Source organism: Stenotrophomonas maltophilia group sp. LNF247 (genome assembly GCF_054083135.1).
The window spans coordinates 16,531-43,481 of record NZ_JBSRQL010000022.1; the positions used below are offsets into that span (position 1 = coordinate 16,531).

28 protein-coding genes are annotated in these 26,951 nt (G+C 67.8%); 9 read left to right on the forward strand and 19 right to left on the reverse strand.

Features of this window, described 5'->3' with window-relative positions:
• Positions 1-21 precede the first annotated feature (21 nt).
• The 6 genes from ACTXG9_RS17655 to ACTXG9_RS17680 form a co-directional block, all read right to left on the reverse strand.
• The gene (locus ACTXG9_RS17655) at positions 22-417 is read right to left on the reverse strand and encodes an EF-hand domain-containing protein (RefSeq protein WP_111099041.1); all 396 of its coding nucleotides are present in this window, start codon (positions 415-417) and stop codon (positions 22-24) included.
• A gap of 48 nt (positions 418-465) precedes the next feature.
• Positions 466-1,533, reverse strand: a complete 1,068-nt coding sequence (rlmM, locus tag ACTXG9_RS17660) for a 23S rRNA (cytidine(2498)-2'-O)-methyltransferase RlmM (RefSeq protein WP_111099042.1) — start codon at positions 1,531-1,533, stop codon at positions 466-468.
• Positions 1,517-2,077, reverse strand: a complete 561-nt coding sequence (locus ACTXG9_RS17665) for a nucleoside deaminase (protein ID WP_019661129.1) — start codon at positions 2,075-2,077, stop codon at positions 1,517-1,519. Before ACTXG9_RS17665 ends, rlmM begins: the two co-directional genes overlap by 17 nt.
• Positions 2,078-2,174: 97 nt before the next feature.
• Positions 2,175-2,897 (reverse strand): DUF6348 family protein, encoded by a 723-nt coding sequence (locus tag ACTXG9_RS17670; protein ID WP_021203194.1) that lies wholly within the window; start codon positions 2,895-2,897, stop codon positions 2,175-2,177.
• 51 nt (positions 2,898-2,948) lie between these two features.
• Positions 2,949-3,602, reverse strand: a complete 654-nt coding sequence (locus tag ACTXG9_RS17675) for a membrane protein (RefSeq protein ID WP_021203195.1) — start codon at positions 3,600-3,602, stop codon at positions 2,949-2,951.
• 43 nt (positions 3,603-3,645) lie between these two features.
• On the reverse strand, positions 3,646-5,394 hold the full coding sequence (locus ACTXG9_RS17680; protein WP_021203196.1) for a glutamine--tRNA ligase/YqeY domain fusion protein: 1,749 nt from the start codon (positions 5,392-5,394) through the stop codon (positions 3,646-3,648).
• Between the two features lie 182 nt (positions 5,395-5,576).
• Here ACTXG9_RS17680 and ACTXG9_RS17685 point away from each other — a divergent pair, with 182 nt between their 5' ends.
• Together ACTXG9_RS17685 and msrA are read left to right on the forward strand one after the other, a co-directional pair.
• Complete coding sequence (locus ACTXG9_RS17685) at positions 5,577-5,840, forward strand: putative signal transducing protein (RefSeq protein ID WP_005408153.1); 264 nt, start codon at positions 5,577-5,579, stop codon at positions 5,838-5,840.
• 30 nt (positions 5,841-5,870) lie between these two features.
• Positions 5,871-6,536 (forward strand): peptide-methionine (S)-S-oxide reductase MsrA, encoded by a 666-nt coding sequence (gene msrA, locus ACTXG9_RS17690; RefSeq protein WP_031270096.1) that lies wholly within the window; start codon positions 5,871-5,873, stop codon positions 6,534-6,536.
• 562 nt (positions 6,537-7,098) lie between these two features.
• Here msrA and ACTXG9_RS17695 read toward each other — a convergent pair.
• From ACTXG9_RS17695 to ahpC, 5 genes are all read right to left on the reverse strand, one after another.
• Positions 7,099-8,055 carry a transaldolase gene (locus ACTXG9_RS17695; RefSeq protein ID WP_111099043.1) on the reverse strand — a complete coding sequence of 319 codons (957 nt, stop codon included), beginning with the start codon at positions 8,053-8,055 and terminating at the stop codon, positions 7,099-7,101.
• A 50-nt stretch (positions 8,056-8,105) separates the two neighbouring features.
• The gene (gene rnk, locus ACTXG9_RS17700; protein ID WP_019661134.1) at positions 8,106-8,510 is read right to left on the reverse strand and encodes a nucleoside diphosphate kinase regulator; all 405 of its coding nucleotides are present in this window, start codon (positions 8,508-8,510) and stop codon (positions 8,106-8,108) included.
• Between the two features lie 123 nt (positions 8,511-8,633).
• Positions 8,634-9,596 (reverse strand): LysR substrate-binding domain-containing protein, encoded by a 963-nt coding sequence (locus tag ACTXG9_RS17705; RefSeq protein ID WP_021203199.1) that lies wholly within the window; start codon positions 9,594-9,596, stop codon positions 8,634-8,636.
• An 85-nt stretch (positions 9,597-9,681) separates the two neighbouring features.
• Complete coding sequence (gene ahpF, locus ACTXG9_RS17710) at positions 9,682-11,274, reverse strand: alkyl hydroperoxide reductase subunit F (protein WP_111099044.1); 1,593 nt, start codon at positions 11,272-11,274, stop codon at positions 9,682-9,684.
• A 224-nt stretch (positions 11,275-11,498) separates the two neighbouring features.
• On the reverse strand, positions 11,499-12,062 hold the full coding sequence (gene ahpC / locus ACTXG9_RS17715) for an alkyl hydroperoxide reductase subunit C (RefSeq protein ID WP_005408159.1): 564 nt from the start codon (positions 12,060-12,062) through the stop codon (positions 11,499-11,501).
• A gap of 322 nt (positions 12,063-12,384) precedes the next feature.
• Here ahpC and prmC point away from each other — a divergent pair, with 322 nt between their 5' ends.
• Positions 12,385-13,242: a peptide chain release factor N(5)-glutamine methyltransferase gene (gene prmC / locus ACTXG9_RS17720; RefSeq protein ID WP_021203201.1), complete on the forward strand. Its 858-nt coding sequence runs from the start codon at positions 12,385-12,387 to the stop codon at positions 13,240-13,242.
• Positions 13,243-13,290: 48 nt separating this feature from the next.
• Positions 13,291-14,232, forward strand: a complete 942-nt coding sequence (pip, locus tag ACTXG9_RS17725) for a prolyl aminopeptidase (protein WP_021203202.1) — start codon at positions 13,291-13,293, stop codon at positions 14,230-14,232.
• 90 nt (positions 14,233-14,322) lie between these two features.
• On the opposite strand, the gene ACTXG9_RS17730 is transcribed toward pip, so the two are convergent.
• The gene (locus tag ACTXG9_RS17730) at positions 14,323-15,207 is read right to left on the reverse strand and encodes a LysR family transcriptional regulator (RefSeq protein ID WP_111099045.1); all 885 of its coding nucleotides are present in this window, start codon (positions 15,205-15,207) and stop codon (positions 14,323-14,325) included.
• A 105-nt stretch (positions 15,208-15,312) separates the two neighbouring features.
• Here ACTXG9_RS17730 and ACTXG9_RS17735 point away from each other — a divergent pair, with 105 nt between their 5' ends.
• Complete coding sequence (locus ACTXG9_RS17735; protein WP_019661140.1) at positions 15,313-16,725, forward strand: MFS transporter; 1,413 nt, start codon at positions 15,313-15,315, stop codon at positions 16,723-16,725.
• Between the two features lie 135 nt (positions 16,726-16,860).
• On the opposite strand, the gene ACTXG9_RS17740 is transcribed toward ACTXG9_RS17735, so the two are convergent.
• From ACTXG9_RS17740 to ACTXG9_RS17755, 4 genes are read right to left on the reverse strand one after another with little or no spacing between them, the layout of a single operon-like run.
• Entirely contained in the window at positions 16,861-17,658 is a 798-nt protein-coding gene (locus ACTXG9_RS17740; RefSeq protein ID WP_111099046.1) for an N-formylglutamate amidohydrolase, read from the reverse strand.
• On the reverse strand, positions 17,651-18,205 hold the full coding sequence (locus ACTXG9_RS17745) for an NUDIX hydrolase (RefSeq protein ID WP_019661142.1): 555 nt from the start codon (positions 18,203-18,205) through the stop codon (positions 17,651-17,653). The genes ACTXG9_RS17740 and ACTXG9_RS17745 overlap by 8 nt, the downstream gene beginning before the upstream one ends.
• Positions 18,202-19,137: a 5'-3' exonuclease gene (locus ACTXG9_RS17750; RefSeq protein ID WP_019661143.1), complete on the reverse strand. Its 936-nt coding sequence runs from the start codon at positions 19,135-19,137 to the stop codon at positions 18,202-18,204. The genes ACTXG9_RS17745 and ACTXG9_RS17750 overlap by 4 nt, the downstream gene beginning before the upstream one ends.
• A complete protein-coding gene (locus tag ACTXG9_RS17755; protein WP_026347148.1) occupies positions 19,134-19,715 on the reverse strand; it encodes a nitroreductase family protein in 582 nt (193 codons plus the stop codon). The genes ACTXG9_RS17750 and ACTXG9_RS17755 overlap by 4 nt, the downstream gene beginning before the upstream one ends.
• Positions 19,716-20,046: 331 nt before the next feature.
• Here ACTXG9_RS17755 and ACTXG9_RS17760 point away from each other — a divergent pair, with 331 nt between their 5' ends.
• Complete coding sequence (locus ACTXG9_RS17760) at positions 20,047-22,368, forward strand: DUF1631 domain-containing protein (protein WP_021203205.1); 2,322 nt, start codon at positions 20,047-20,049, stop codon at positions 22,366-22,368.
• Positions 22,369-22,420: 52 nt separating this feature from the next.
• The gene (locus ACTXG9_RS17765) at positions 22,421-23,500 is read left to right on the forward strand and encodes an NAD(P) transhydrogenase subunit alpha (RefSeq protein WP_021203206.1); all 1,080 of its coding nucleotides are present in this window, start codon (positions 22,421-22,423) and stop codon (positions 23,498-23,500) included.
• 100 nt (positions 23,501-23,600) lie between these two features.
• Here ACTXG9_RS17765 and ACTXG9_RS17770 read toward each other — a convergent pair whose 3' ends face one another.
• The 3 genes from ACTXG9_RS17770 to ACTXG9_RS17780 are packed head-to-tail and all read right to left on the reverse strand — an operon-like array spanning position 23,601 to position 24,973.
• Entirely contained in the window at positions 23,601-24,062 is a 462-nt protein-coding gene (locus ACTXG9_RS17770; protein WP_021203207.1) for a DUF3106 domain-containing protein, read from the reverse strand.
• Positions 24,063-24,065: 3 nt separating this feature from the next.
• Positions 24,066-24,392, reverse strand: coding sequence for a hypothetical protein (locus tag ACTXG9_RS17775; RefSeq protein WP_019661148.1), 327 nt, complete (start codon positions 24,390-24,392; stop codon positions 24,066-24,068).
• The gene (locus ACTXG9_RS17780; protein ID WP_019661149.1) at positions 24,389-24,973 is read right to left on the reverse strand and encodes an RNA polymerase sigma factor; all 585 of its coding nucleotides are present in this window, start codon (positions 24,971-24,973) and stop codon (positions 24,389-24,391) included. Before ACTXG9_RS17780 ends, ACTXG9_RS17775 begins: the two co-directional genes overlap by 4 nt.
• Before the next feature lie 98 nt (positions 24,974-25,071).
• Here ACTXG9_RS17780 and ACTXG9_RS17785 point away from each other — a divergent pair, with 98 nt between their 5' ends.
• Together ACTXG9_RS17785 and ACTXG9_RS17790 are read left to right on the forward strand one after the other, a co-directional pair.
• Complete coding sequence (locus ACTXG9_RS17785) at positions 25,072-25,392, forward strand: NAD(P) transhydrogenase subunit alpha (RefSeq protein ID WP_019661150.1); 321 nt, start codon at positions 25,072-25,074, stop codon at positions 25,390-25,392.
• Positions 25,389-26,849, forward strand: coding sequence for an NAD(P)(+) transhydrogenase (Re/Si-specific) subunit beta (locus tag ACTXG9_RS17790; RefSeq protein WP_111099047.1), 1,461 nt, complete (start codon positions 25,389-25,391; stop codon positions 26,847-26,849). Before ACTXG9_RS17785 ends, ACTXG9_RS17790 begins: the two co-directional genes overlap by 4 nt.
• The last annotated feature ends 102 nt before the right edge of the window (positions 26,850-26,951 follow it).

Here is a 26,951-nt window from a genome sequence, read left to right on the forward strand (position 1 = left end):
TAATCCCCTCCGTCCCCTTTTTCAATCCACCAGCCAGCCGGCCAGGTCGGTGCGGTCCAGCTTGCCGCGATGCCTGCGGTCCAGCGAATTGAATTCGTCGGCCAGCGCCGGGTTGGCCTGCGCTTCCTCGCGGCTGATGAAACCGTCGCCGTTCACATCCAGCGCGGCGAAGTGGATGCGGTACTGGCCGACCACGCTGCTCGGTTCCAGCGAACGCACGGTCACCTGTGCCTCGCCGGCCTGCTGCGGAATCTCGACGCTGCCGCTGACCCGGCCCGCATCCAGCGGTTGCTGGCGGATCGCGCCGCCGGTGGGGCCCAGCGGCTGGCTCTGCGCAGGAGTGTGCGGCAATTGCTGGGCCACCGCTGGTGCGGCGGCCAGCAGGGTGATCAACATGGCGAGCGAGTGGTATCGCATGGTTCCCTTCCTCGGTAGCGCCGGGCCCATGCCCGGCGGGCATGTTCCTCAGCGCAGCGGCGAGGCCAATACCGTGATCTCCTCACGGTCGTGATAGAGCTGCTTGGCGCGTACCACCAGCGGCTTGCCGGCCTGGTCCTGGAACAGGTCCAGGCACAGGCGGGTTTCGTCCCAGCGCTTCTTCATCGGCAGCTTCAGATTGAAGATGGCGTGCCTGCACCAGCCTTCGCGGAACCAGGTGGCCATGCGTTCGGCCACGCGGCGCGGCTGCTCGACCATGTCGCAGACCATCCAGTCCAGCGGCTGTTCGGGGTGCCAGTGGAAACCATCGGCGCGCAGGTGCTCGACCAGACCGGTGTCCAGCACGTGCTGGCGCAGCGGGCCGTTGTCGATGCTCAGCACGTGCATGTGCTGGCGGGTCAGTACCCAGGTCCAGCCGCCGGGGGCGGCGCCCAGGTCGGCCGCACGCATGCCGGGCTTGGCCAGTGCTTCGCGTTCTTCCGGCGCCAGCAGGGTCAGCAGTGCTTCGTCCAGCTTCAGTGCCGAACGCGAAGGCGCCTCGGGCAGCAGCTTCAGGCGCGGGATGCCCAGTGCCCACGGCGCGCTGTCGGCCGGGTCGGCCACGCAGACGAAGGCATGGGTACCGTCGACGAACACCACATGCAGGCGCGGCAGGCGGGTGTTTGGCTTATCAGTGAGCTTGCCGGCCTTGCGCAGCGCCGGGCGCAGTGCATTGCCGAAGGCACGGGCCAGCCCGGACAGTGGCTTGCCAGCGTCCGAATCGGGGTGCTCCACCCACAGGTCGCCGAAGCGCGGCGCATCGGCCAGCACCTCCAGCATCGGGGTGATGCGATCGCTCGGGTCCAGCTGCGGCAGCTCGGCCAGCACGACCAGCTTCTGCCGCGCGAAGATCAGTTCTCGCCAGCGCAGGCGTGGCGCCAGTGCTGCAGCGTCGTCGCACATGAAAAGCACATAGCCGTCATTGCGCTGGGTGCGCGCATAGCCAGCGAAACCGGCTTCACCGGCGCGGAACTGCAGCTCGCCGGCCAGCTCGGGTTCAAAGCCCTGCCGGCACAGGCACAGCAGGCCGATGCCGGTCTCAGTAACGGGCGCCATCGCTTTCCCCATAGGTTCGCAGCACGCTGCGCGCGGCGTCGCGGTCCAGGCCCTGCACCACTTCGATGCCACGCTTGTTGAGCTCGCCGACCCAGTCGGCCGGCAGCGGGCCTTCATCGAACGGGGTCAGTTCCTCGACGTCGGCCGCACTGGCACCGATCAGCAGGCGGTCGATGCCGGCCCACACGGTAGCGCCATAGCACTGGCAGCATGGCTGCGAACTGGTGGCCAGGGTGACCGGCGACAGCACCGCGTTCAGGCGCGGGGTCTGCAGGCGCTGCTGGGCCAGCATGTAGGCCATGTTCTCGGCGTGCGCCAGCGAAGTCGCGTGCGGCATCACCCGGTTCACGCCAGCGGCGATGACCTTGTCGTCCGGGCCGAACACCACCGCACCGAACGGGCCGCCGCTGGCGTGCTCGACGTTCAGCCGCGACAGCTCGATCGCCAGCGCGACCTTGGCCTCGTCGCCCGGATATCGACGATCCAGGTCGATCTGGTCGTGGATCCAGGCGGGAAGGGTCAGGTGGACTTGCGCGTACAGCATCGCGGGGGTGCCTCGTGTGGGATGGAAAAAAGTGCGGTTGCTTGGGGAACCGGCGCGCAGTGTAGCCGCACCGGCCTGTATCGGGTGTGGGCGTGGGTCAGCCTGGCGAGCCGGTGCGGACCACCACGTACTGCTTGCGGAATTCCAGCCCTGCCTGCGGCCAGCTGGCCGCGTAGGCGCGCAGCAGGGGCAGGGCGGCGGCGAAGTCGTGGCCGTTGACCCGGCAATCGGCCTCGCACAGGCCATCGGCATCGCGCGAGGCGAACAGGCGGATGGCCAGGAAAGAACGCGTCTTCAGCAGCGCATCGAATGCATCAATGCTGCGCGTGAACAGGCAGCAGGGGCAGGAGCCATGATCGTCTTCGCTGCGGGGGCCGGTGTCCATCTCATGCTCGCGGTAATGCGCCAGTGGACCGAGCACCACGGTGCGTTCGAGTTCCTGGCCGTCAGCACCGGCCGGATAGGTCAGGCCCATCATCGGCAGGCCCTGCGCGTCTTGGGCGCCGATCGCGGTCTGCAGGGTCACCAGGTCCACCCGGGCCCAGGCCTGGAAGCCGGACAACAGCGATGCCTGCTCATCGGCACCATTTGCGTGCTGGTACTCGAACAGGCCATCGGCGAACAACTGCGGATGCTGGCTTTCAATGACGGTGGAGGTCTGCCAACCACCGTTGTCGCGCGCGTGTGCGGCCATTGCATGCGGGGTCAGGCGCAGGCCGCTGTCCAGCAGCAGCGCGTTGCCGTCGACGCGGCTGGCGGTGCCGGCGTCCTGAAGGACCTGCTGCAGCAGCGGGAGGAGGGCAGCGGAGGTCGTGGTCATGTCAGGCCTGTCGGTGGATGGGGTGGAACATCCAGGCAGGGCCTGGAAAATCTAATGGTCGAGCGCGTCGAGCTCGGCGCGATATCGCTGCGCGTCGGGTTGCTGCTGCGGATCGTTGCCGTGGTCGCGCAGCCAGCTTTCCAGCTCGCGGCGATAGTCGGCGCGGAACTCGGCATTGCCCGGGCTGAAGTGCAGCTTGCGTGCCGCCACCTCCACCCGCTCGCGCGCGCTGGCCCGGGCCTGGGCCAGCCCGTGCGGGGATTCGTTGGTGAGGATGACGAAGTTGCGCGGGAAACCCGGCGTGTACTTGACCACGAACGGCTGGTCGCGCGCCGGGATGCGGATGGCGTTTTCCAGCGGCCACAGCGAGGCGGTGTTGGTGTGGAACACCACGTCCACATCGCGGCCCTCGGCGGTACGCAGCACCCCCTCGTAGCGCCAGATGTACTGTTCGTTGAGCGTGGAGCTGGTCCGCTCGGCCTTGACGATCACCGCTTCACCGCGCTCGCCCACCATGTTGAGGAAGGTGGCGTTGAGGAAATGGCCGAGGAACATGTTGAGCATCGCCAGCGGGAACACCACGATGGCGTAGCCCGGAAAACGCCGCCACCACGAGACCAGCCCGGCCAGCACCATCGCTGCAAAGAACGTCAGCAGCGGATGCTGCGAGATGAACCAGAGCAGGACGGAAAGGGCGGTGATCATCGTCGCGGTCGTGCGGGCGCCATCCAGGCGCCCGCGCAGGTCCTCAGGCCGACCAGGTGTCGCGCAGGGTCACGCTGCGGTTGAACACCGGCTTGGCCTCGCTGTGATCGCGGCGGTCGGCAACGAAGTAGCCGGTACGTTCGAACTGGAACGACTGCTCCGGCGCGGCGCTGGCCGCGGCCGGCTCGACATAGCCGGTGACGGTGCGGCGCGATTCCGGATTGAGGTAGTCGCGGTAGGTCTTGCCTTCCGATTCGTCGTCCGGGTTCGGCACCGAGAACAGGCGGTCGTACAGGCGGATCTCGGCCGGCACGCCATGCACGGCGCTGACCCAGTGGATGGTGCCCTTGACCTTGCGGTTGGCGCCTTCCATGCCCGGGCGCGATTCCGGATCCAGCCAGCCGCGCAGCTCGGTGATGGTGCCATCGGCATCCTTGATCACTTCGTCGCAGCGGATGATGCCGGCGCCGCGCAGGCGCACTTCGCCACCCGGCACCAGGCGCTTCCAGCCCTTCGGCGGCACTTCGGCGAAGTCCTCGCGATCGATCCACACTTCGCGGGCGAACGGCACTTCGCGGCTGCCGAAGCTCTCGTCCTTCGGGTGGTTGCTGAAGGTCAGCAGCTCTTCGTGGCCTTCCGGCAGGTTGGTCAGCACCAGCTTGACCGGATCGACCACCGCCATGCGGCGTGGGGCGGCGCTGTCCAGGTCTTCGCGCAACGCGCCTTCCAGCACGCTGAAGTCGATCAGCGAATTCTGCTTGCTGATGCCTACGCGCTCGGCAAACAGGCGCATCGCAGACGGGGTATAACCACGGCGGCGCAGGCCCTGCAAGGTCGGCATGCGCGGGTCGTCCCAGCCGTCCACCAGCTGTTCGGTGACCAGCGCCATCAGCTTGCGCTTGCTCATCACCGTGTAGTTGATGTTCAGGCGCGAGAATTCGATCTGGCGCGGCTTGGCCGCTTCGCGCGGCAGGCCGGCATCGACCAGCGGCTGGGTCAGCGCATCGTCATGGGCGAAATCGACGTTGTCCACGCACCAGTCGTACAGCGGGCGGTGGTCTTCGAACTCCAGCGTGCACAGCGAGTGGGTGATGCCCTCGATCGAATCACCCAGCGCGTGGGCGAAGTCGTACATCGGGTAGATCGGCCACGCGCTGCCGGTGTTCTGGTGCTCGACGTGCTTGATGCGGTACAGCGCCGGATCGCGCAGGTTGATGTTGCCGCTGGCCATGTCGATCTTCGCGCGCAGGGTGCGTGCGCCATCCGGGAATTCACCGGCGCGCATGCGGCGGAACAGGTCGAGGTTCTCCTCGACGCTGCGGTCGCGCCACGGCGACGGGCGGCCCGGCTCGGTGAGAGTGCCGCGGTAGGCGCGCACTTCCTCGGCCGACAGGTCGCAGACATAGGCCTTGCCCTGTTCGATCAGCTTCTCGGCGGCCAGGTAATAGGCCTGGAAGTAGTCCGAAGCATGGCGCAGCTCGTTCCACTCGAAGCCCAGCCAGCGCACGTCGTCCTGGATCGCGGCCACGTACTCCGGATCTTCCTTGGCCGGGTTGGTGTCGTCGAAGCGCAGGTTGCAGACGCCGCTGAATTCGCCGGCGATGCCGAAGTTCAGGCAGATCGACTTGGCATGGCCGATGTGCAGGTAGCCGTTCGGTTCCGGCGGGAAGCGGGTCTTGATCGCCTGGTGCTTTCCGCTGGCCAGGTCCTCGCGCACGATCTGGCGGATGAAATCGCGCTTTTCGTGGCTGTCGGCGGGGGTCTCGGGGCTGGCGGGGGTGTGCTCGGACATGAGTCTGGGGCGAAAAAGGGCAGAAAGACCAACAGTCTAGCGCGTACCGGGCGGGGTTGCCCGGTCCGGATCGGTAGCGCCGGGCCACGCCCGGCGAGCGCGGCGGCAACCCGCCGGGCATTGCCCGGCGCTACCGGGACGGGGCGGGCGTATGCTGGAACCCTGTCCCACGGAGCCGCCGCATGCACATCGTGTACAAGGCCGACAATCTGTTCGACGCCCATCTGGTCAAGCACGCCCTGGAAGACGCCGGTATCCCCGCGTTTGTGTTCGGAGAGCAGTTGCTGGGCGGGATGGGCGAGCTGCCGCTGTTTGGCGTGTTGCGGGTCGGCATCCCCGATGCGGCACGCCCGCAGGCCGAGGACATCGTGGCCGCGCTGGACTTGGGCCACGCGCCGGACGCCCCCATTTCAGATGCAGACGACATAGCCGGCCTTCCGGCGTAGGAGCGCATCATGTTGGGAATTGGCCAGGGCATCCTCGGCATCGGGGCCTTCAAGCAGCGCCTGCCGCGCCCGGAAGAGGCGCTGCCGGGACGCGAGCAGCCGTTGCCGCTGCACAGCAACCAGCACTTCGTGAACAGCCATCCGCTGAAGGACCGCTTCGCCGGCCTGCAGCAGATCCGCTTCGCGCTGGGCTGTTTCTGGGGCGCCGAGCGCAAGTTCTGGACCGAACCGGGCGTGTACAGCACCTCGGTGGGCTATGCCGGCGGCATCACCCCGAACCCGACCTATGAAGAGGTCTGCTCGGGCCTGACCGGCCACACCGAAGTGGTGCAGGTGGTGTTCGACCCGGCGGTGGTGAGCCTGGAACGGCTGCTGCAGCTGTTCTGGGAAAGCCATGACCCGACGCAGGGCATGCGCCAGGGAAACGACACCGGCACCCAGTACCGTTCGGCGATCCATGCCACCGACGAGGGCCAGTACAAGGCCGCGCTGGCCAGTCGCGAGGCCTACCAGGCGCAGCTGGATGCGGCCGGCTACGGCCCGATCACCACCGAGATCGTGTACCCGGCACCGGCGTACTACTACGCCGAGGACTACCACCAGCAGTACCTGGCGAAGAATCCGAACGGCTATTGCGGCATCGGCGGCACCGGCGTGAGCTGCCCGATCGGATTGGATGTGGAGGCGCCGCGCTGACGCGCGGTGGTCCGCCTGCGGCGGGCAGAAGCCAAAGCCAAAGCCAAAGCGGCTCTGGTTTGCTGTGAGTTTGGCGGGACGGGTACAGATGGCGGGACACGCCGTAAACCCGTCCTTGGGGGCTCGGCCACGGCATCCATGCCGTGGACGGTCCCGCCATCTGCGCCCGTCCCACCTTCGACAGTTTCCCGGTGACGGTGGGCGAGAGCATTGGTTACTGACGAACTGATGGAAAACAAAAAGGACGCGGCGTTCGCCGCGTCCTTTTTGTTTGGTTCTGCATTGCCCTTGTAGAGCCGAGCCATGCTCGGCTCCGAGCAAGCGAAGCGCGCGACCCGCTGTTGCTCTTCTTTCTTTCTTCCGTGGCGGGCGGCCGCAGGAAACTGTCGAAGGCAGGGTGGGTAGGCCGTGCAGGGGCGTGAGCCGCATGGATGGGGCGACAGAGCTTACAGGGACGTACTTGCAGCGTCCCCTGCACGGCCTACCCACCCTGCCAACCACATGACCCGCTCTTCGCGACCAAGCCCCCCGCCACGAGGGGCTCAGCCGTTGGCCGGAATCCTCACAGTGCCGCGCGGATCCGATCGCGCAGTGCTTCCAGATCCTTGGCAAACGCCTCGATGCCGGTCGCCAGCTTCTCGGTGGCCATCGGATCGGCCGCCAGGTCCGCCGCGAACTTCGCCGCGTCGATCGGGGTCACCGCCGCGCCGTCCGCTGCACCGGCCACCAGCTTGCGCGGCAGCTCGCCGTGGTCGGCGTCCAGCTTCTCCAGCAGGTCCGGCGAGATCGTCAGGCGGTCGCAGCCGGCCAGTGCTTCGATCTGCGCGGTCGAACGGAACGAGGCGCCCATCACCACCGTCGGCGAACCGCGACGCTTGAATTCGGCGTACACGCCGCGCACGAACTTCACGCCCGGGTCTTCGTCGATGGTGGCCGGGGTCTGGCCGTTGGCCACGTACCAGTCGAGGATGCGGCCGACGAACGGCGAGATCAGGAACGCGCCGGCTTCGCTGCAGGCCAGCGCCTGGGTCGGGTTGAAGATCAGCGTCAGGTTGCAGTCGATGCCTTCGGCCTGCAGGATGCGCGCGGCTTCCACGCCTTCCCAGGTCGCGGCGATCTTGATCAGGATCTTCTCGCGCGGCACGCCGGCGTCGGCGTACATCTGGATGAACTGGCGGGCCTTGGCCACGGTGGCCGCGGTGTCGTGAGCCAGGTCGGCATCCACCTCGGTGGATACCCGGCCCGGCACCAGCGTGCTCAGCAGCGCGCCGACGCCGATGGTCAGGCGGTCGGCCACCGCGTGCACCACGGCTTCGCGGTCGCCACCCTGCTGGCGGCCCCAGGCCAGTTCGCGTTCGATCAGCTCGGCGTAGACCGGCAGGTCCAGCGCCTTCTTCACCAGGGTCGGGTTGGTGGTGCAGTCCACCGGCTGCAGGCGCTTGATCGCCTCGTAGTCACCGGTATCGGCGACGACCACGGACAGTTCACGCAGCTGGGACAGTTTGGACGGGGTACTCATTGCGGCTCCTGGTGCAAGGGAATCGAATCGCGCGCGGTGCGCAGCGGTAATCAGGGGCGGTCGTTATGGACCGCGGTCACGCGCAGGCGCAGCTTCCGGCCACCGGGCGCGTTCCAGTCGATGCTCTGGCCGATCGAAAGGCCGAGCAGGGCACTGCCGACCGGGGCCAGCACGGAGACCTTGCCTTCATCGACGTTGGCTTCGCGGGGGAAGACCAGGGTCAGGACGTGCTTTTCGCCCGACACTTCATCTTCGCATTCCACGCGCGAATGCATCATGACGATGCCTTCGGGAATCTGGTCCGGTGCCATCACGGTGGCCCGGTTGAGTTCTTCAGCAAGCGCGAGCGCGGCAGGCGTCTGGCTCAGCGCGGGGGATTCGAGCATGGCGTCCAGGCGGTCCATGTCGAAAGTAGAAACGGTGATCGACGGCGGCAGGCCGCTGGCGGTACTCATGGTGAAGCTCCTTGGTTGAAAGCCATGCAAAAGGCGGCACCTGCTGGCGCCGCCTGTCTGTATTGTGGGGACAAATGCGGCCGGAATCGACTCCTGCCGATTCCGGGCCGATGCTGCAGGGGTTCAGCCGTTCAGCGCCGGGCCGGGCAGGGATGCCGCATCGGACGTGGCGTTCAGCGCATCCAAGGTGAACAGCGCCTGCGGCAGGCGCTTGAACTGGTCGGCCAGCTCCATCAGGAAGTCGTTCATGGCCGAGCTGCGACGCCAGATCATGGCGATGCGGCGGCTGGGACGGCCCTCGCCGGTGAAATCGAGCAGGCGGATGTTGTTCGAGCGCGGCACCGGCGGCTGCACCGACAGACTTGGCAGCAGGGTGATGCCGACGTCGGCGGCGACCATCTGCCGCAGGGTTTCCAGGCTGGTGGCGCGGAATTCGGACTTCTCATTGGCGCCGAACAGGCGGCACACTTCCAGCGCCTGGTCGCGCAGGCAATGCCCGTCTTCCAGCAGCAGCAGCTTCTGCGTCGCCAGTTCCTGCACGTCCAGATGTTCGCGACGGGCCAACGGGTGGCGCCCGGAGACGGCCAGCAGGAACGGCTCCTCGAACAGGAACTCGGCATGCAGCTGGTCGTCCACCACCGGCAGCGCCAGCAACGCAGCATCCAGCTTGCCTTCGCGCAGGCGGTCCAGCAGCACGTCGCTCTTTTCCTCGACCAGCAGCAGTTCCAGCTCCGGGAAGCGCTCGCGGATGCGCGGGATCACATGCGGCAGCAGGTACGGGCCGAGGGTCGGGAAGATGCCCAGGCGCACCGTGCCGGCTTCCGGATCGCGGCTGCGTCGCGCCGCTTCCTTCAGCTGTTCCACTTCGGACACGATCACCCGCGCCCGTGCCGCCGCTTCCTGACCGGCCGGGGTCAGCATCACCTTGCGCGGTGCGCGTTCCACCAGCGGCAGGCCCAGCTCTTCTTCCAGCTTGCGGATCTGCGTCGACAGCGTGGGCTGGCTGACGAAGCAGGCGGCGGCAGCCCGGCCGAAATGCTTGTGGTCGGCCAGGGCTACCAGGTACTTCAGATCACGTAGGTTCATCCTTACACCCCAGGGGTAACGGACCGGCTGACGGCGTGGTTACCCGACAGGCAGACAATGTTCCCGGTGATCTGGGAACGGTGGATCAGGCTGCTTCAGCAACGGCACCGCTGCTGTTGCTCACCGACGAGCGGATCAGGTGGTCGAACGCACTCAGTGCGGCGGTCGAGCCGGCGCCCATGGCGATGATGATCTGCTTGTAGGGCACCGTCGTGCAATCGCCAGCGGCGAACACGCCCGGCAGGTTGGTCTGGCCGCGCTCATCGATGACGATCTCGCCGCGCGGCGACAGCGCCACCACATCCTTCAGCCACTCGGTGTTGGGCAGCAGGCCGATCTGCACGAAGATGCCTTCCAGCTCGACGCGGTGGGCATCGCCGCCGATGCGGTCCTTGTACACCAGGCCGGTGACCTTGCTGCCGTCGCCCAGCACTTCGGTGGTCTGTGCGCTGGTCAGCACCGTCACGTTGGCCAGGCTGCGCAGCTTCTTCTGCAGCACTTCGTCGGCACGCAGGCTGGAATCGAACTCCAGAAGGGTTACATGCGACACGATGCCGGCCAGATCGATGGCCGCTTCCACGCCGGAATTGCCGCCGCCGATCACCGCCACGCGCTTGCCCTTGAACAGTGGGCCATCGCAGTGCGGGCAGTAAGCCACGCCCTTGTTGCGGTACTGGTCTTCGCCCGGCACGTTCATCTGCCGCCAGCGTGCGCCGGTGGACAGGATCACCGAACGGGACTTGAGCACCGCACCGTTCTCCAGCTGCACCTGCACCAGGCCGTCTTCGCCGGCCGGCACCAGCGCGCTGGCACGCTGCAGGTTCATGATGTCCACGTCGTACTCGCGCACGTGCTGTTCCAGCGCCGTGGCCAGCTTCGGACCCTCGGTCTCCTTCACCGAAATGAAGTTCTCGATGGCCATGGTGTCCAGCACCTGTCCACCAAAGCGCTCGGCGGCGATGCCGGTGCGGATGCCCTTGCGCGCGGCGTAGATCGCCGCTGCCGCACCGGCCGGGCCACCGCCCACCACCAGCACGTCGAACGCGTCCTTGGCGGCAATCTTCTCGGCATCGCGCTTGCCGGCATTGGTGTCCAGCTTGGCCACGATCTGCTCCAGGGTCATGCGGCCCTGGTCGAACACTTCACCGTTGAGATACACGGTCGGCACCGACATGATCTCACGCTTCTCGACTTCGTCCTGGAACAGGGCGCCATCGATGGCCACGTGCTGGATGCGCGGGTTGAGCACTGCGGCCAGGTTCAGCGCCTGCACCACGTCCGGGCAGTTCTGGCAGGACAGCGAGAAGTAGGTTTCGAACTTGTATTCACCTTCCAGGTTCTGCACCTGCTCGATCAGCTCGGCGGTGGCCTTGGACGGATGACCGCCCACCTGGAGCAGCGCCAGCACCAGCGAGGTGAACTCGTGGCCCATCGGCAGGCCGGCGAAGGTCAGGTGGATGTCCTGGCCCGGGGTGCCCAGGTCGAAGGACGGCACGCGGCCCTGCCCATCGCGCAGCACCTGCAGCGAGATCTTGTCCGACAGGCTCTCCAGGGTCTGCAGCAGGTCCAGCATTTCCTGCGACTTGGCGCCATCGTCGGCGTGCGCGGTGATCTGGATCGGGCGGGTCACGCGTTCCAGATAGGTCTTCAGCTGCGACTGCAGGTTGGCGTCCAACATCGGGTCATCTCCTGGCTTCAGGCAAACAGGGGGCGTGGCACCGCTATAGAAGGTAGCGGACCAGCTGGGGGTAGGGGTGAACCCAAGACAGCGACCGTGGAAGGGGCTGGCTGGCCAAGGCGGGCGAGCGTTGGCTGTCTTGGGTTCACCCCCACGCCGGCGGGGGGGCCGGCACGGGGATGAAGGGCGCGCCGTGGCGTGGGGACACGGCAGGGCGGTAGGGCTTAGATCTTGCCGACCAGGTCCAGCGACGGGGTCAGGGTCTTCTCGCCTTCCTTCCACTTGGCCGGGCACACCTGGTTCGGGTTGGCGGCGGTGAACTGGGCAGCCTTCAGCTTGCGCAGGGTTTCGGAAACGTCACGGGCGATCTCGTTGGAGTGGATCTCCAGGGTCTTGATCACGCCTTCCGGATTGATGATGAAGGTGCCGCGCAGGGCCAGGCCTTCTTCCGGAATGTGCACGCCGAAGGCGTTGGTCAGCTGGTGGGTCGGGTCGCCGACCAGCGGGAACTGGGCCTTGCCGACGGCCGGCGAGGTCTCATGCCACACCTTGTGCGAGAAGTGGGTATCGGTGGTGACGATGTAAACCTCGGCACCGGCCTTCTTGAACTCGGCGTAATGGTCAGCTGCGTCTTCGATCTCGGTCGGGCAGTTGAAGGTGAAGGCGGCCGGCATGAAGATCAGGACGGACCACTGGCCCTTCAGGCTGGCGTCGGAAACCTTGATGAACTCGCCGTTGTGGTAGGCGTTGGCTTCGAACGGCTGGATCTGGGTATTGATGAGGGACATCATTTTTCCTCTTGGTGAAGGGGAGTGGGTGAATCGACAGGAGCTAGGTTACCCATTCGCTCGCGATAAGAACAATCCATTGATTGCATCCATTCGATAGATGGAGTCTATCGAAGAACCCTTAGCAGGCACTGAACCTGGCCATCGCCATCCTGCAATTGCCTGTGTGACAAGGGAAATCTCGGCAGACCGCTGCTTGGGGCCGATAGTCCGTCCTTATCCCGCCCTGCGGAACCTGAACCGATTCTGGTTTTGTAGAGCCGAGCCTGTGCTCGGCTGCTCCAGAAGCAGCCGAGCACAGGCTCGGCTCTACAATTGCAGCATGTCCTTTCAAGCCCAACCCACCCTGCGTCAGGTCGTAGCCGACGCCAGTGCTCGCTTGGGCAGCATCGACGCCCGCCACGAGGCGGAACTGCTGCTGCTGCATGTACTGGACCGCCCGCGCAGCTGGCTGTTCGCGCACGCCACCGATCCGCTGGCCGCCAATGACCAGGCCGCCTTCGAGGCGTTGCTGGCCCGCCGCGTGGCCGGTGAGCCGGTGGCCTACCTGACCGGCCGTCGCGGATTCTGGACGCTGGACCTGGAGGTCGACCCGGCCACGCTGATCCCGCGTCCGGAAACCGAGCTGCTGGTCGAGCTGGCGCTGGAGCGCCTGCCGCCAGACCAGTCGCTGCAGCTGGCTGACCTGGGCACCGGCAGTGGTGCGATTGCACTGGCACTGGCCAGCGAACGGCCGCAGGCGCAGGTGCTGGCCACCGACGCCAGCCCGGGCGCGCTGGCCGTGGCCGCGCGCAATGCCGCCCGCCATGATCTGCGCAACGTCCGCTTCGCCGAAGGCGGGCACGACTGGTATGCGCCGCTGCAGGGCGCGCGTTTTGATCTGATTGCCAGCAACCCGCCGTACATCGCCAGCGACGATCCGCATCTGGAGCAGGGTGACCTGCGCTTCGAGCCGGCCACCGCACTGGCCTCGGGTCCGGATGGCCTGGATGACATCCGCCGTATCGTCGACGGTGGCCAGGCCCACCTGCGGCCCGAGGGCTGGCTGTTGATCGAGCACGGTTGGGACCAGGGCGCGGCGATCCGTGCGCTGTTCGACGCGGCGGGATTTGTCGAGGTGCAGACCGCACAGGACCTGGAGCAGCGCGACCGCATCACCCTGGGCCGGCGTCCGGCCTAGAATGGAGGTTCTCCTGCCCCGGCAGGGCATCACCCTGGAGCTGCAAGCATGCGTACGCTGTACCCCGCCATCACCCCCTACGACGTCGGCACCCTGAAGGTCGACGACCGCCACACGCTGTACTTCGAACAGTGCGGCAACCCGGACGGCAAGCCGGTGGTGATGCTGCACGGTGGCCCGGGCGGCGGCTGCAGCGACAAGATGCGCCAGTTCCACGACCCGTCCAAGTACCGGATCATCCTGTTCGACCAGCGCGGTGCCGGCCGTTCCACCCCGCACGCCGACCTGGTGGACAACACCACCTGGGACCTTGTTGCTGATATCGAGAAGCTGCGCGAACACCTGAAGGTCGATCGCTGGCAGGTGTTCGGTGGCAGCTGGGGTTCGACCCTGGCGCTGGCCTATGCCGAAACCCATCCGCAGCGCGTGACCGAACTGGTCCTGCGCGGCATCTTCATGCTGCGTCGCTGGGAACTGGAGTGGTTCTACCAGGAAGGCGCCAACCGCCTGTTCCCGGATGCGTGGGAGCATTACCTCAAGCCGATTCCGCCGGTGGAGCGCCATGACCTGATCTCGGCCTTCCACCGCCGCCTGACCAGCGACGACGAAACCACCCGCCTGGAAGCGGCCAAGGCCTGGGCGGTGTGGGAAGGCGCGACCAGCTTCCTGCATGTCGATGATGACTTCATCAACAGCCACGAAGACCCGCATTTCGCGCTGGCGTTTGCCCGCATCGAGAACCACTACTTCGTCAACGGTGGTTTCTTCGAGGTGGAAGACCAGCTGCTGCGCGACGCGCACCGCATCGCCGACATCCCGGGCGTGATCGTGCACGGCCGCTACGACGTGGTCTGCCCGCTGGCCAACGCCTGGGACCTGACCAAGGTGTGGCCGAAGGCGAAGCTGGAAATCACCCCGGCCTCGGGCCATTCGGCGTTCGAGGCCGAGAACGTGGATGCGCTGGTGCGCGCCACCGATAGCTTCGCCTGATCGGTAGTGCCGGCCGCTGGCCGGCAATGCTTCACCATCAGCGCCGGGCATCGCCCGGCGCTACCGGCCTCATCCACGCATGGCGTGGATTTACCAGTCCCCGGCCAGCAACGCGTCGGCCAGCACCTGCAGCTTCGGCGAGTGCTGGCGCGACGGCGGGTAGATCAGCGACAGCGCACGGCTGCGGCCCTCGAACGGCTGCAGCACGCGTTGCAACCGGCCGTCGGCCAGCGCGTCGGCCACCGCGAAATCCATCACCTGCACGATGCCGATGCCGGCGATCGCCGCTTCCACCAGCGGATCGCCGCTGTCGAACACCATCCGCGTCGGTGGCGTGAAGTCGTGAAGCTGGCCGTCCTGCAGGAACTGCCAGTCCACCAGCCGGCCACTGCGCAGGTTGCGCACCGCCAGGCACGCGTGGCCCTGCAACGCCGCCACATCGTCCGGTGCGCCACAGCGGGCCAGGTAGCCGGGGCTGGCCACCGTCACCCAGCGCAGCGGCCGCAGTGGCCGCGCGACGATGCGCTGGTCGGCGATGACGCCGGTGCGCAGCGCGGCATCGAAACCTTCCTCGACCAGATCGACCAGGCGGTCGTTGAGCACGGCTTCCACCTGCAGTTGCGGGTGCTGCTGCAGCATCGGCCCCAGCAGCGGTACCAGCACCTTGCGCCCGAACATCGAGGGCGCACTGATCTTCAGGGTGCCCGAGGGCGTGCACGGACGGTCGGCCAACTGGCGTTCGGCGTCTTCGAGACCGCACAGCAGGGGCGCGACCTGATCGACGAACTGGCGACCATCCGGGGTCAGTGCCACGTTGCGGGTGTTTCGCTGCAGCAGCTTCACCCCCAGCGTGGCCTCCAGCCGACTGATCGCGCGCGACAGGCCTGACTGGCTCAGGCCCAGCTGCCCGGCGGCGACGGTGAAACTGCGTGCTTCAGCCACCTGCACCAGCATGCGCACGGCATTGAGGTCCATCGAGGTTCCATTCATGCTGAAAATCATGACAGATATGGCTGGAAAGGGGTTTATTGATAGCTCTGCATCAATGAGACTGCGCTCCCCCACAGCACCGGACCGTCGATGCCTCCCCTCAAGTACCCGCGCTGGGCGCTGGCCCTGCTGGCCACCGCCCAGCTGATCATCGCCCTGGATGCCACCATCATCTTCGTCGCCCTGCACGACATGGGTCGCGCGCTGCAGATCAACGCACAGCAGCTGCAATGGGTGGTCAGTGCCTACACCGTGGCCTTTGGCGGCAGCCTGCTGCTGGGGGGCCGTGCCGCCGACCTGATCGGCCGTCGCCGCTTCTACCGGCTGGGCATGCTGCTGTTCGCACTGGCGTCGCTGCTCGGCGCGCTGGCGCCGAACGCCACCCTGCTGATCATCGCGCGTGCGGCGCAGGGCATCGGCGCGGCACTGCTGTTCCCGGCCACGCTGGCGCTGATCAACACGTTGTATGCGGAAGGTCCGGTGCGCAACCGCGCACTTGCGATCTGGAGCATGGCCAGCGCGGTGGGCCTGGCGCTGGGCACGCTGCTCGGTGGCGTGCTGACCCAGGCGTTCGGCTGGCCGGCAGTGCTGGCAGTGATCGTGCCACTGGCCACCACCTGCGCGGTCGCTGCGGGCGCGTGGTTGCCGGCCGATGGCCCGCGTCTGCAGGGCCGTTCCTTCGATCTGGCCGGTTGCCTCACCGTCACTGCCGGCGGCAGTCTGCTGGTCACTACCCTCGTGCAAGGGCCGGAGTGGGGCTGGACTGCGCCGGCCACGCTGGGCTGCCTGCTGCTGTCGGTGCTGCTGCTGGTGGCGTTCGTGCAGATCGAACAGCGCAGCCGCGATCCGCTGATGCAGTTCGCGTTGCTGCGGCTGCCCGGACTGCGCGCGGCACTGGGCCTGACCTTCGCCTTCATGAGCAGCTATGGAGTGCAGTACTACTTCATGGCGCTGTACTTCCAGGACGGCTACGGCTGGAGCCCGCTGCAGGCCGGCCTGGCTTTCCTGCCGGCGACGGCGGTGTGCACGGTCGGCATCCAGCTGGCGGAGTGGGCGCTGAAGCGCTGGAGTGCACGCAAGGTGCTGGTGCTCGGCCAGCTGGCCGGTGCCGTTGGCATCGCCTGGGCCGCAGCAACACTCCCGCACGCCTCGAACTTCTGGCCGCTGCTGCCCGGCGTGGTAGTGCTGAGCATCGGCCAGGGCATGACCTGGACCTCGATGTGGATCGTGGCCGGGCAGGGCGTGCCGTCCGCACAGCAGGGTGTTGCATCTGGCATGGCGGCGACCGCGCAGCAGATCGGTGGTGCGCTGGGCCTGGCGGTGCTGGTGATGGTGGCCAATGCCCATGCGGGTGCAGCCGGTTCGCCGAGTGCACTGGCCGGGCTGGTGCGCGCCGAATACGGTGCCGCCTTGTTTTCACTGTTCGGCGTGGTGATCGCGCTGGGCCTGCGCCCGGCGCCGGCCGAATCGGCCGCCACCGTCTGCCCGGCCAACGAGGCATGATTGAAGGCGCTGCCGTGGGTGGATGTGCCGCGCCTGGGCAGTGCCGGCCGCTGGCCGGCAAACACATTGATCCAACTACCCTGAGGTTTCCGGCCAGCGGCCGGCACTACCGATCCGGAATGGATCCACGCGCATTCAACCCAGCGCCAGCAACTGCGGCTGCAACGCGCTGAAGATCCGCGCCAGCCGCTCTGCCCACGCCTGCTGCCCGGCGGCATCGGCAATCAGGTCCTGGCGGATCTCCAGCTCCACGTGCACCAGGCCGCGCCCTTCGCCATGCACCGGTACCGCGTAGTCGCTGGTACTGCTGACCGAATACGGTTCGTTGTCACCCACCACCAGGTCGCCTTCATCGCGCAGTGCCTGCAGCAGGGCATGCGCAAAGCGCGTGTCCTGGTGGTACAGCACGCCGGCGTGCCACGGTCGCTGCGCGCCGTTCATCACAGGGGTGAAGCTGTGCATCATCACCAGCAGGGTGGGGCGGCCGGCAGCGCGGCGCGCGTCCAGTTCCGCATCGATGCGGGCGTGGTACGGTGCGTGGATCGCATCGATGCGCTGCTGCCGCTGCGCCGCCGACAGCGCGGCATTGCCGGGCACCACGGTGTGGTCGCTCACCTCCGGAATCAGCGTGGGCGAGGCCAGTGGGCGGTTGCAGTCGATCAGCAGCCGCGAATAGGTCTGTTCGATCGCCCAGGCATCCAGCCGTTCGGCCAGTGCACGAGTGGTGCCGGCAATGCCGATGTCCCAGCCGATATGGCGGTCCAGTTCGGCCTGCGGCAAGCCCAGGCCTGCGAGCGCACGCGGCACCTGCTGGCCGGCGTGGTCGGCCAGCAGCAGGTACGGCGACGCGCCCTGCGGCCGGTGGAGGGTGTAGATCGTCGGGTCGTCGGCGCCGAGCAGCGCCGGCAGCGCATGCAGGTCGGCGTCAGCCACGCGGGCGTCCGTCCAGGTGATGCTCGATCATCCACAGCCCGGCCCAGAGCTTGGCGTCCAGCTCGTAGCCTTCGCCCATCTTCTGCACCAGCCAGGCCGCTGCCTCACTGCGCGGAATCTCGTGGACGATGATGTCCTCGCTGTCGTCGCCACCCCCTTCGCCGATCCGGCGCAGGCCGGTGGCGCGCACGAAGGCGATCTTCTCGCTGCTGGCGCCGGAAGAGGTCGGGCCGATCAGCAGCACTTCGGCGTGATCGGCGGTCCAGCCGGTTTCTTCCTCGAGCTCGCGCACGGCCGAGACTTCAATCGATTCGCCGGCGTGGATGTCGCCGACCAGGCCGGCCGGCATCTCGATGGTGGGGGCCTGCAGCGGTACACGGAACTGTTCGACGAACAGCACCTTGTCCTCCGGGGTGACGGCGATGATGATCGCCGCCAGGCCGCCGGCGTGGGTGCGTTCGCTGTATTCCCAGGTACCGCGCACGACCATGCGCTGGTACTTGCCTTCATAGACGACACGCGGGGCTTCGGTATTGCGCTGGCTCATGCGGGCTCGCTGTGGGTGGGAAGAGGGTCGGCCACGCCAGCGGCATCGAACAGCCGGCGGCGGGTCATCGGGCCGAATCGAAGGGTCTGGCACAGGCCACCGAGCAGTTCCGGGTCGGCCGCCTGGCGCAGCAGGCCGGGTTGGCTGCCTTCCAGCGGCGCGTCCAGCGCGATGGTGGTCAGCTGGCGCCAGAGCCGGGCATGCTCGCGCTGCTCGCGCAGGCGCACCGCCATCTGGGCCGCGCCGCGCAGGCGCAGGAACGGCACTTCGTCCAGGCGTTCGTACAGTGCATCCATGCTGCCGAAATGGGCCAGCAGCACGGCGGCGGACTTGCTGCCCACGCCACTGATACCGGGAATGTTGTCCACCGCATCGCCGCACAGCGCCAGGTAGTCGGCAATCTGGTGCGCGTGCACGCCGTGCCGCGCCTTCACCCCGGCCACGTTCCAGCGCTGGTTGCGCGCATAGTCCCACTGCTCGTCATGGTCGGCCAGCAGCTGCGACAGGTCCTTGTCGGCGGAGATGATCACGCCGCGATGGCTGCTGCGGTGAACGTGCAGGGCGCTGCCGATCAGGTCGTCGGCCTCGTATTCGTGGTGCGCCAGCACCGCCAGGCCCAGCGCCGCGCATAACGCCTTGCAGTGCACGAACTGCCGCTTGAGTGCTTCCGGTGCCGGATCACGGTTGGCCTTGTAGGCCGGGTACAGGCGGTGGCGGAAGCCGCTGTCGAGCGCTTCATCGAAGGCGATGGCGATGTGCTGCGGGCGCTCGCGCTCGAGCAGGTCCAGCAGGAAGCGGGCGAAACCGTGCACGGCATTGGTCGGCCAGCCCTGCGCGTCCTGAAACTGGTCCGGCAGCGAGTGCCAGGCGCGGAACACGTAGATGCTGGCATCGACCAGGTACAGCGAAGGCGGCGGTGCCGGCAGGCTCATGCCGGCGGCGTCCAGTCGCGCAGCAGCGCGGCCGGGTCCGGACGCTCGCGCTCGGGTACGGCGGCCTTCGGCGTACCGATATGGATGAAACCGGCGACGCTCTCGCCCTCGGCCAGGCCCAGGTAGGCGTGCACGGCGGGGTCGAAGGCCATCCAGGCGGTCAGCCACTGCGCGCCGAAGCCCAGCGCCTGTGCGGCCTGCAGCAGGGCGAAGCAGACGCAGCCGGCGGTCATCAGCTGCTCCTGTTCGGGGACCTTCGGGTCCGGGCGCGGGCTGGCCACCACCACGATCACCAGCGGGGCATGACTGAAACGCTGGCGGTCCTTCTCGAATACCGCCTCGCCGGCATGCGGGTCGCGCTGGCGGCTGCGCTCGGCCAGGAAGTTGCCCAGAGTGTGACGTGCATCGCCGGCGATCTTCAGGAAGCGGAACGGTACCCGCTTGCCGTGGTCGGGCACGCGTACGGCCGAGGCCAGCATGCGCTGCAGGGTTGCCGGGTCCGGGCCGGGCTCGCCCAATTGCCGCGAGGGCACCGAGCGGCGGGCATCCAGGGCAAGCAGGGCAGTGGGGTCGGGCATGGAGTCTGAACCGGTCATCACGGGCATTTGATTATAGTCGGGGTGGTCGAAGACGCCGTCTGGGTCGCGTCCAGCCCCTGAATACCAAACTGTGATGAACATCATGCCACTGGCGGGAAAGGGACGGCCGCGTGCTCTCGCCTCGTGGGCCTTGCACGGCTTACGATATCCATCTTGCCGGGCCGCCGGTCATGAGGTTTGAAGTGAGGACTGTTTCACTGTCCGTGACGGGCTGGCCGGCCTACCATCGACGTACCGGTACATGGGGTGTGCCGGCCGCCGCGATGTCCATGCTGACTGTCGTACCAGAGAAGGTGGGGAGCCTTCCCGAATGATGAGCGCGCCCACACCGATGGGATCGCCGGGTCGTGACCCGGTCCAGTTGCAGCGTGCCCGGGACATGGTCCTGCCCGCGCTGTGCCAGGTTTTCGGGGCCGCACTGGCGCGTTTCGACGACGCACTGTTCGACCGCGCCGGCAATGCCGGTTCGTCGCAGCTGCTGTTCCTGGATGCGATGCGTGAACTGCGCCGCCGCCGCGAGGACATCGCCGGTGCCTTCGCCGGCCATCTGCAGCGGGCTTGGGACGCGCTCGCCAGCGGCGAGCCGCTGTCGGCCGAGGCGACCCTGTCCGGTCCTGCCGAAGATGGCCTGAGCCTGCTGGCCGAACATGTACTGGAATCGCGGCTGGCGGTGCGCAATTTCGCCACCGTGCTGCTGCGCGACTTCAAGCCGGTGCTGGCGCGGCTGGACCGGCGCCTGGGCCGCCTGATCGGCGGCGCCGAGCTGGATGCCGACCACAACCCGGTCAGCCCCGAGCACCTGGGCGTGGCCATCCACGAGGCCTTTGCCGGCTGCGAGCTGGCGCCGGAAGTGCACCTGGTGCTGATCAAGCTGTGCGAGCGCGACCTGCGCGCGCCGGTGGGCCGCATCTACGAGAAGCTGGACGAGCAGCTGGCCGCCGCTGGCGTGATGTCGCAGGTGGGGGCCCCGCGGCGTCCATTGTCGGCCGCGCCCGACCCGCGCATGGCGGCGGGGGCGGATGATCTGGTCGAGCCGCGCCACGCGGCGGGCTTGGAATCCGAGTTCAGCGATGATGAGCAGGCCGCGCCGGCCTGGGCGCAGCGCTTCGCCGCGCGCTGGTCCGAGCGCCGTGGCCACATGCAGCAGCATCTCGGGGGCGACGATGCCGGCAACGGCGAGGCGTATGCCGGCCAGCAGGGCATGCTGCTGGAGGCCCTGCATGAGCTGCTGCAGCAAACCCGTCACGTTCGCGAGGATGCCACCTCGGCCGCGCAGGTCGCGGTCGGCCAGCATCGCCCGTTGAGCCAGCGCGAGATGATGTCGGTGCTGTCACTGCTGCAGGCCACGCCCAGCGCCACCCTGCGCGCGGCCATCGGCGAGGACGGCGAATCCCTGGCGCAGCGGTTGAAGAGTGAAGTACTGTCCAGCGCGACCCGGCTGGGCGTCGATCCGGGCCAGACCCGGCTGGACCCGCAGGACGAGGATGCGATCGACCTGGTGGGCATGCTGTTCGACGTGATGCTGGACGAGCGCGAACTGGAAGGCCGCTCGCGCGAGCTGATCGGCCGCCTGGTGGTGCCCTTCGTCAAGGTGGCGATGCTCGACCGCCGGATGTTCGTGCAGAAGACCCATCCGGCGCGCAAGCTGCTCAACTCGCTGGCGGAGGCCTGCGAGGGCAACACCGGCGAGAGCCAGGCCGAGCGCATGCTGATGGCCAAGGTAGAGGAGATCATCGAACGGCTGGTGGCCGAGTTCAACGAGAACCTGGCGATCTTCCTGACCCTGGAAGAGGAATTCCGCGAGTTCCTCGTGCAGCACCGCCGCCGCGTGGAAATCGCCGAGCGGCGCGCCGCCGAAACGCAGCGTGGCCAGGAAAAGCTGGAAATGGCCCGCAGCCGGGCAGGTGCCGAACTGGACCGTCGCATCGGCGATGCCTCCCTGCCGCCGGCCATCGCCGAGTTCCTGCGCCAGCCGTGGCAGCACCATCTGACCCTGGCCCTGCTGCGCGAGGGCGAGGAGGGCGCGTCGGTGGCCGAGGCACTGAGCCTGGCCGACGGCCTGCTGGAGGAAGTGGCCGAGGCGCGCCGCCAGATCGTCGGCAAGCCATGGCTGCAGGCCTGGCAGCCGGCGCTGGCCAAGGTGTTCGGCAGCGTTGGCGTGCACGGTGATGCCGCCACCGGCGCCATTGATGCCCTGCATGACACCTTGCAGGGCATTGCCGAATCGCGGCCGGAGCTGCAGCGCGCGCTGCCGGAGCTGCCGCAGGTCGCGTTGCCGGTACCGCCGGTGGCTGAATCGCCAGCGGTCGAGCTCGGCGGGCAGATCGACGCCGACGATTTCGACAACGCCGATGCCGACCGCTTCCGCCGCATGGAAATCGGCAACTGGCTGGATTTCGTCGACAAGGACGGCAAGGTCCAGGCCGGCAAGCTGTCCTGGGTCAGCCCGATTTCCTCGCGCCTGTTGTTCGTCAACCGTCGTGGCGTGCGCTTCTGCGTGGCCTCGCCGGAAGAACTGGCGGTGATGGTGCGGCTGGGCCGCCTGCGTGCCCACGTGGATGACGGCGCCTTCGACAGCGCGATGCAGGGTGTGATCGATCGGCTGGACCCGGGCAGCGCAACGCTGCACTGAGCCGTGGCCGCCTGCTAGGATCGGGAAAACTCACCGATCAGCGGGGACCTGCATGGCCGTGGCGTTGCTGGGGATCAAGGAGACCGCGCCGGGCGAACGGCGCGTGGCGCTGACGCCGGAAACCGCGCGCAAGCTCGGGGCCATGGGCATTGCCGTCTGGTATGAGGCGGGCGCGGGTTTGGCCGCTGGTTTCACCGACGCCGCCTATGACGATGCCGGTGCACGCGTCTTCGACGCGGGCCGCTGGGCCGAGATCGACATCCTGCTGTGCGTGCAGGCCCCCCCTGCGGCGGTGCTGGAACAGCTCAAGCCCGGCGCCAGCGTGGTCGGCCTGCTGGCCCCGTCCAGCGATCCGGCGCTGGCCGCGCTGGCGACCGATGGTCGCCTGCAGCTGTTCCCGCTGCAGCAGCTGCCGCGCACCACCCGCGCGCAGGCGATGGATGTACTCAGTTCGCAGGCCGGCATGGCCGGCTACAAGGCGGCGCTGATCGCTGCAGAACGTGCACCGCGTTTCTTCCCGATGCTGACCACCGCCGCCGGCACTGTGCGCCCGGCCAAGGTGCTGGTGATCGGTGCCGGCGTGGCGGGCCTGCAGGCCATTGCCACCGCGCGCCGCCTCGGTGCACAGGTGGAAGGCTTCGACGTGCGCCCGGAAACCCGCGAGCAGATCCAGTCACTGGGTGCACGCTTCCTCGATCTTGGCGTGAGTGCGGCCGGCGAGGGCGGTTATGCGCGCGCACTGAGTGATGAGGAGCGCGCCGAGCAGCAGCGCCGGCTGGCCGACCACCTGCGCAGCGTGGATGTGGTGATCTGCACCGCAGCGGTGCCGGGGCGACCGGCGCCGACGATCGTGACTGCGGCAATGGTGGAGGGCATGGCTGCTGGCAGCGTGATCGTGGATCTGGCTGCCGAGAGCGGTGGCAACTGCGCTCTGACCCAGCCGGGGCAGTGCATCGAACACCAGGGCGTGACCATTGATGGCCCACTGGGCCTGGCCAGCCGCGGCGCGACCCAGGCCAGCGAGATGTATGCGCGCAACCTGCTCAACTTCGTCGCGCTGTTCGTGCGCGAAGGGCAGCTCGGTTTCGACTGGGAAGACGAGTTGCTGGCCAAGACGCGCTGGCAAGCGTGACCTGACCTGCATGCTGTAGAGCCGAGCCCATGCTCGGCTTGCGCAGACGCGATGAAGCAGCTGGGCGTGGGCTCGGCGCTACAGAGGATTGAATCTGGCCTTACCGCGGCTTCGCCGGCGGCGGATTCTCTCGCACCCAGTCCTTGCGTTGCTCCGGCGTCATCTGCGACCAGCGCTCGCGCAGGGCGTCGCGCTGCGCGGGCGGCAGATCCCGCATCTGCCCGAACAGGGCCCGTGCCTGCTCACGCTGTTCCGGGCTCATGTGCTCGAAGCGGCGCAGGCCGCGGCGGGCCTTGTCACGCTCTTCCGGGCTCATCGATTGCCAGCGCTGGCCGTGCGAGAGCATGCGCTGGCGCTGGCCGGCATCGGCGCTGTTCCAGCGGTCGCGTAGCGGCGCCAGCAGGGACTCCCGCTGCGCTTCACTCAACTGTTCCCAGGCCGGCAGCGGTGCGGCCGGCGCAGGGCGTGCGGCAGGGGCGGGCGCGGCGCTCTGCGCCACCGCCGGGACGGCCGGCAGCAGCAACAGGGTCATGAGCAGGGGCAGGGTGTGCAGTCGGGGCATGATTCACTCCATCGCCAGGTCGGTATCGCCCAGCCACAGGTACAGATCGGGATTTTCGTCGTAGAGCGCGCTGTTGTCTTCCACCGCGGCAAGCACAGGTGCCGGCGCAGGGCCCGTCAGCGTGCCATGGCCGGTGAACTGCAGGCCTATCCCCAGCGCCACCACCAGCGAGCACGCACTGGCCAGCCACCAGCGCCAGCGCCCCCGGTGGGCGGCCGTGGCGCCGTGGCGAGCGTGGCGCAGCCGGGCCAACGTTGCAGGCGACAGCGCCTGCAGCGACTGCGCATGCAGGCTGCGCAGGGTGTCGTCGGAAGGCAGGGAGCGTTTCACGGGTGGATCTCCAGATAATCCTGCAGCGCCTGCCGGGCGCGTGCCAGATGGGTTTTTACCGCGCCTTCGCTGCAGCCCATGGCGCGGGCAGTGGTGGCCCCGTCCAGGTCCTGCAGCACGCGCAGGGTGAAGGCCTCGCGCTGGCGGGCGGGCAGGCGGCGCAACGCGTCCACCAGCTGCTGGTACTGCTGGCGCTGTTCATGCGCCTGTGCCGGGTCGGGGCCAGGATCGGCCCAGTCGATCCCGCCGCCTTCCGCGTCCTGGTTGTCGCGCCAGAACGGCAGGCGGAAGCGGCGCCGGCGCTGCACGTCGATCACGCGCCGGCGCAGGATGCTCCAGAACAGCGGTGCCCATTCGGCCGCCGGCTTGTCGGCGTAGTCCAGCATGCGCATCAGCGCGTCCTGCACCGCATCCATGGCGTCTTCGCGCTGGCGCAGGCCGGCCTCGGCGAAGCGGAACGCACGCGGGCCGACGCTGGCCAGGAACGCCTCCAGCGATGCCGGCGGGGCATCGGTCTCGGCGCTCGGGGGGACGGGGCTGCTCACCAGCACAGGGTACGGTTCCTCGCTTGGGGTCACCATCGACAACGCGTGAGCGCCGCTTCGGTTGACGCCGGGTGCACGCGGGGTTCAGCCCATGGTTATGATGGGACGACGAAGACAGAGCAGGAGCGTTGCCAGTGAGTGACGGGTTCGTGGCGCTGTACATCTTCATGCTGGCGGCCATCGCCGGCCACGTGATCATTTCGCGGGTGCCGGTGATCCTGCATACCCCGCTGATGTCGGGCTCCAACTTCATCCACGGCATCGTGCTGATCGGCGCGATGGTGGTGCTGGGGCATGCGCAGACGCCGCTGGAGAAAGCCCTGGGCTTCCTCGCCGTGGTGCTCGGTGCCGGCAACGCCGCCGGTGGCTACGTGGTCACCGCGCGCATGCTGGAAATGTTCAAGCCGAGCGCGCCCAAGGGGGGCCAGGACGAACCGAAGGAGCCGCAGGCTTGAACATCAGCACCGTCGAACTGCTCGATTGGCTGGTCAAGGCCAGTTACCTCGCTGCCGCCACGCTGTTCCTTCTGGGCCTTCAGCGCATGGCCTCGCCGCTGACCGCGCGCAGCGGCATCCGCTGGGCCGGGCTGGGCATGCTGCTGGCCACGGTGGCGACCTTCTTGCTCCCCGAACTGCACAACGTGCCGCTGATCCTGGTGGCGCTGCTGCTCGGCGCCGGCCTTGCCTGGTGGTCGGCCGGCAAGGTCGCCATCACCGACATGCCGCAGATGGTGGCGCTGTACAACGGCATGGGCGGTGGCTCGGCGGCGGCGATCGGTGCGGTGGAACTGCTGCGCTACGCCTTCCTGGCCCATCGCGATACCCGCCACTGGAGCGCGCAGGCGCTGGCCGACCTGGCCGCGCGCCAGCCGTCGGGCACGGTGCTGCTGCTGGCGGTGGTCGGCGCGGCGATCGGTGCCGTGTCGCTGTCCGGTTCGGTGATTGCCTGGGCCAAGCTGGATGGGCGCCTGGACAAGCGCGTGACCTGGCCCGGCCAGCAGGTGATGAACCTGCTGGTGGCGCTGGCCGTGGTGGTGCTGGCGATCATCGCCGCCAGCACGCTCAGCACCTGGGCGATCGTCACCTTCTTCGTACTGGCGCTGGCGCTGGGCGTGCTGATGACGCTGCCTATCGGTGGCGCCGACATGCCGGTGGTGATCTCGCTGTACAACGCGTTCACCGGCCTGGCGGTGTCGTTCGAAGGCTACGTGCTGGGCAACGAGGCATTGATCATCGCGGGCATGATGGTCGGCGCCGCCGGCATCCTGCTGACCCGGCTGATGGCCAAGGCGATGAACCGGCCGATCCGCAATGTGTTGTTCTCCAACTTCGGTGGTGGCGCCGGCGGGGAAGCGCAGGCGATCAGCGGTGCGCAGAAGCCGATTGAAGCGTCGGATGTCGCGGCGATGATGGCCTACGCAGAACGCGTGGTGATCGTGCCTGGTTACGGCATGGCCGTGGCGCAGGCCCAGCACAAGATCTGGGAGCTGGCGCAGCGGCTGGGCCAGCGCGGGGTGAAGGTGAAGTTCGCCATCCATCCGGTGGCCGGGCGCATGCCCGGGCACATGAACGTGCTGCTGGCCGAAGCGGGTGTGCCCTACGACCTGATCGCCGACATGGACGACATCAACCCGGAGTTCGCCAACACCGACGTGGTGCTGGTGATTGGTGCCAACGACGTGGTCAATCCGGTGGCACGGACCGACCCGGCCAGCCCGATCTACGGCATGCCCGTGCTGGACGTGGTCAATGCGCGCAACGTGGTGGTGATCAAGCGCGGCAAGGGCACTGGTTTTGCGGGCATCGAGAATGCGCTGTTCTACGCCGACAACGCCCGCATGCTGTACGGCGATGGTGCCGAAGCGGCAGCCTCGCTGGTCAGCGAGTTGAAGGCGCTCGACGGCGGGCATTGAGGCCCGGCTGCATCCGTGGGTGCGGACCTTGGTCCGCACGCTTCTGCCGGCCAGCGGCCGGCACTACCATCCCATCCACGCATGGCGTGGATCTACCTGCAT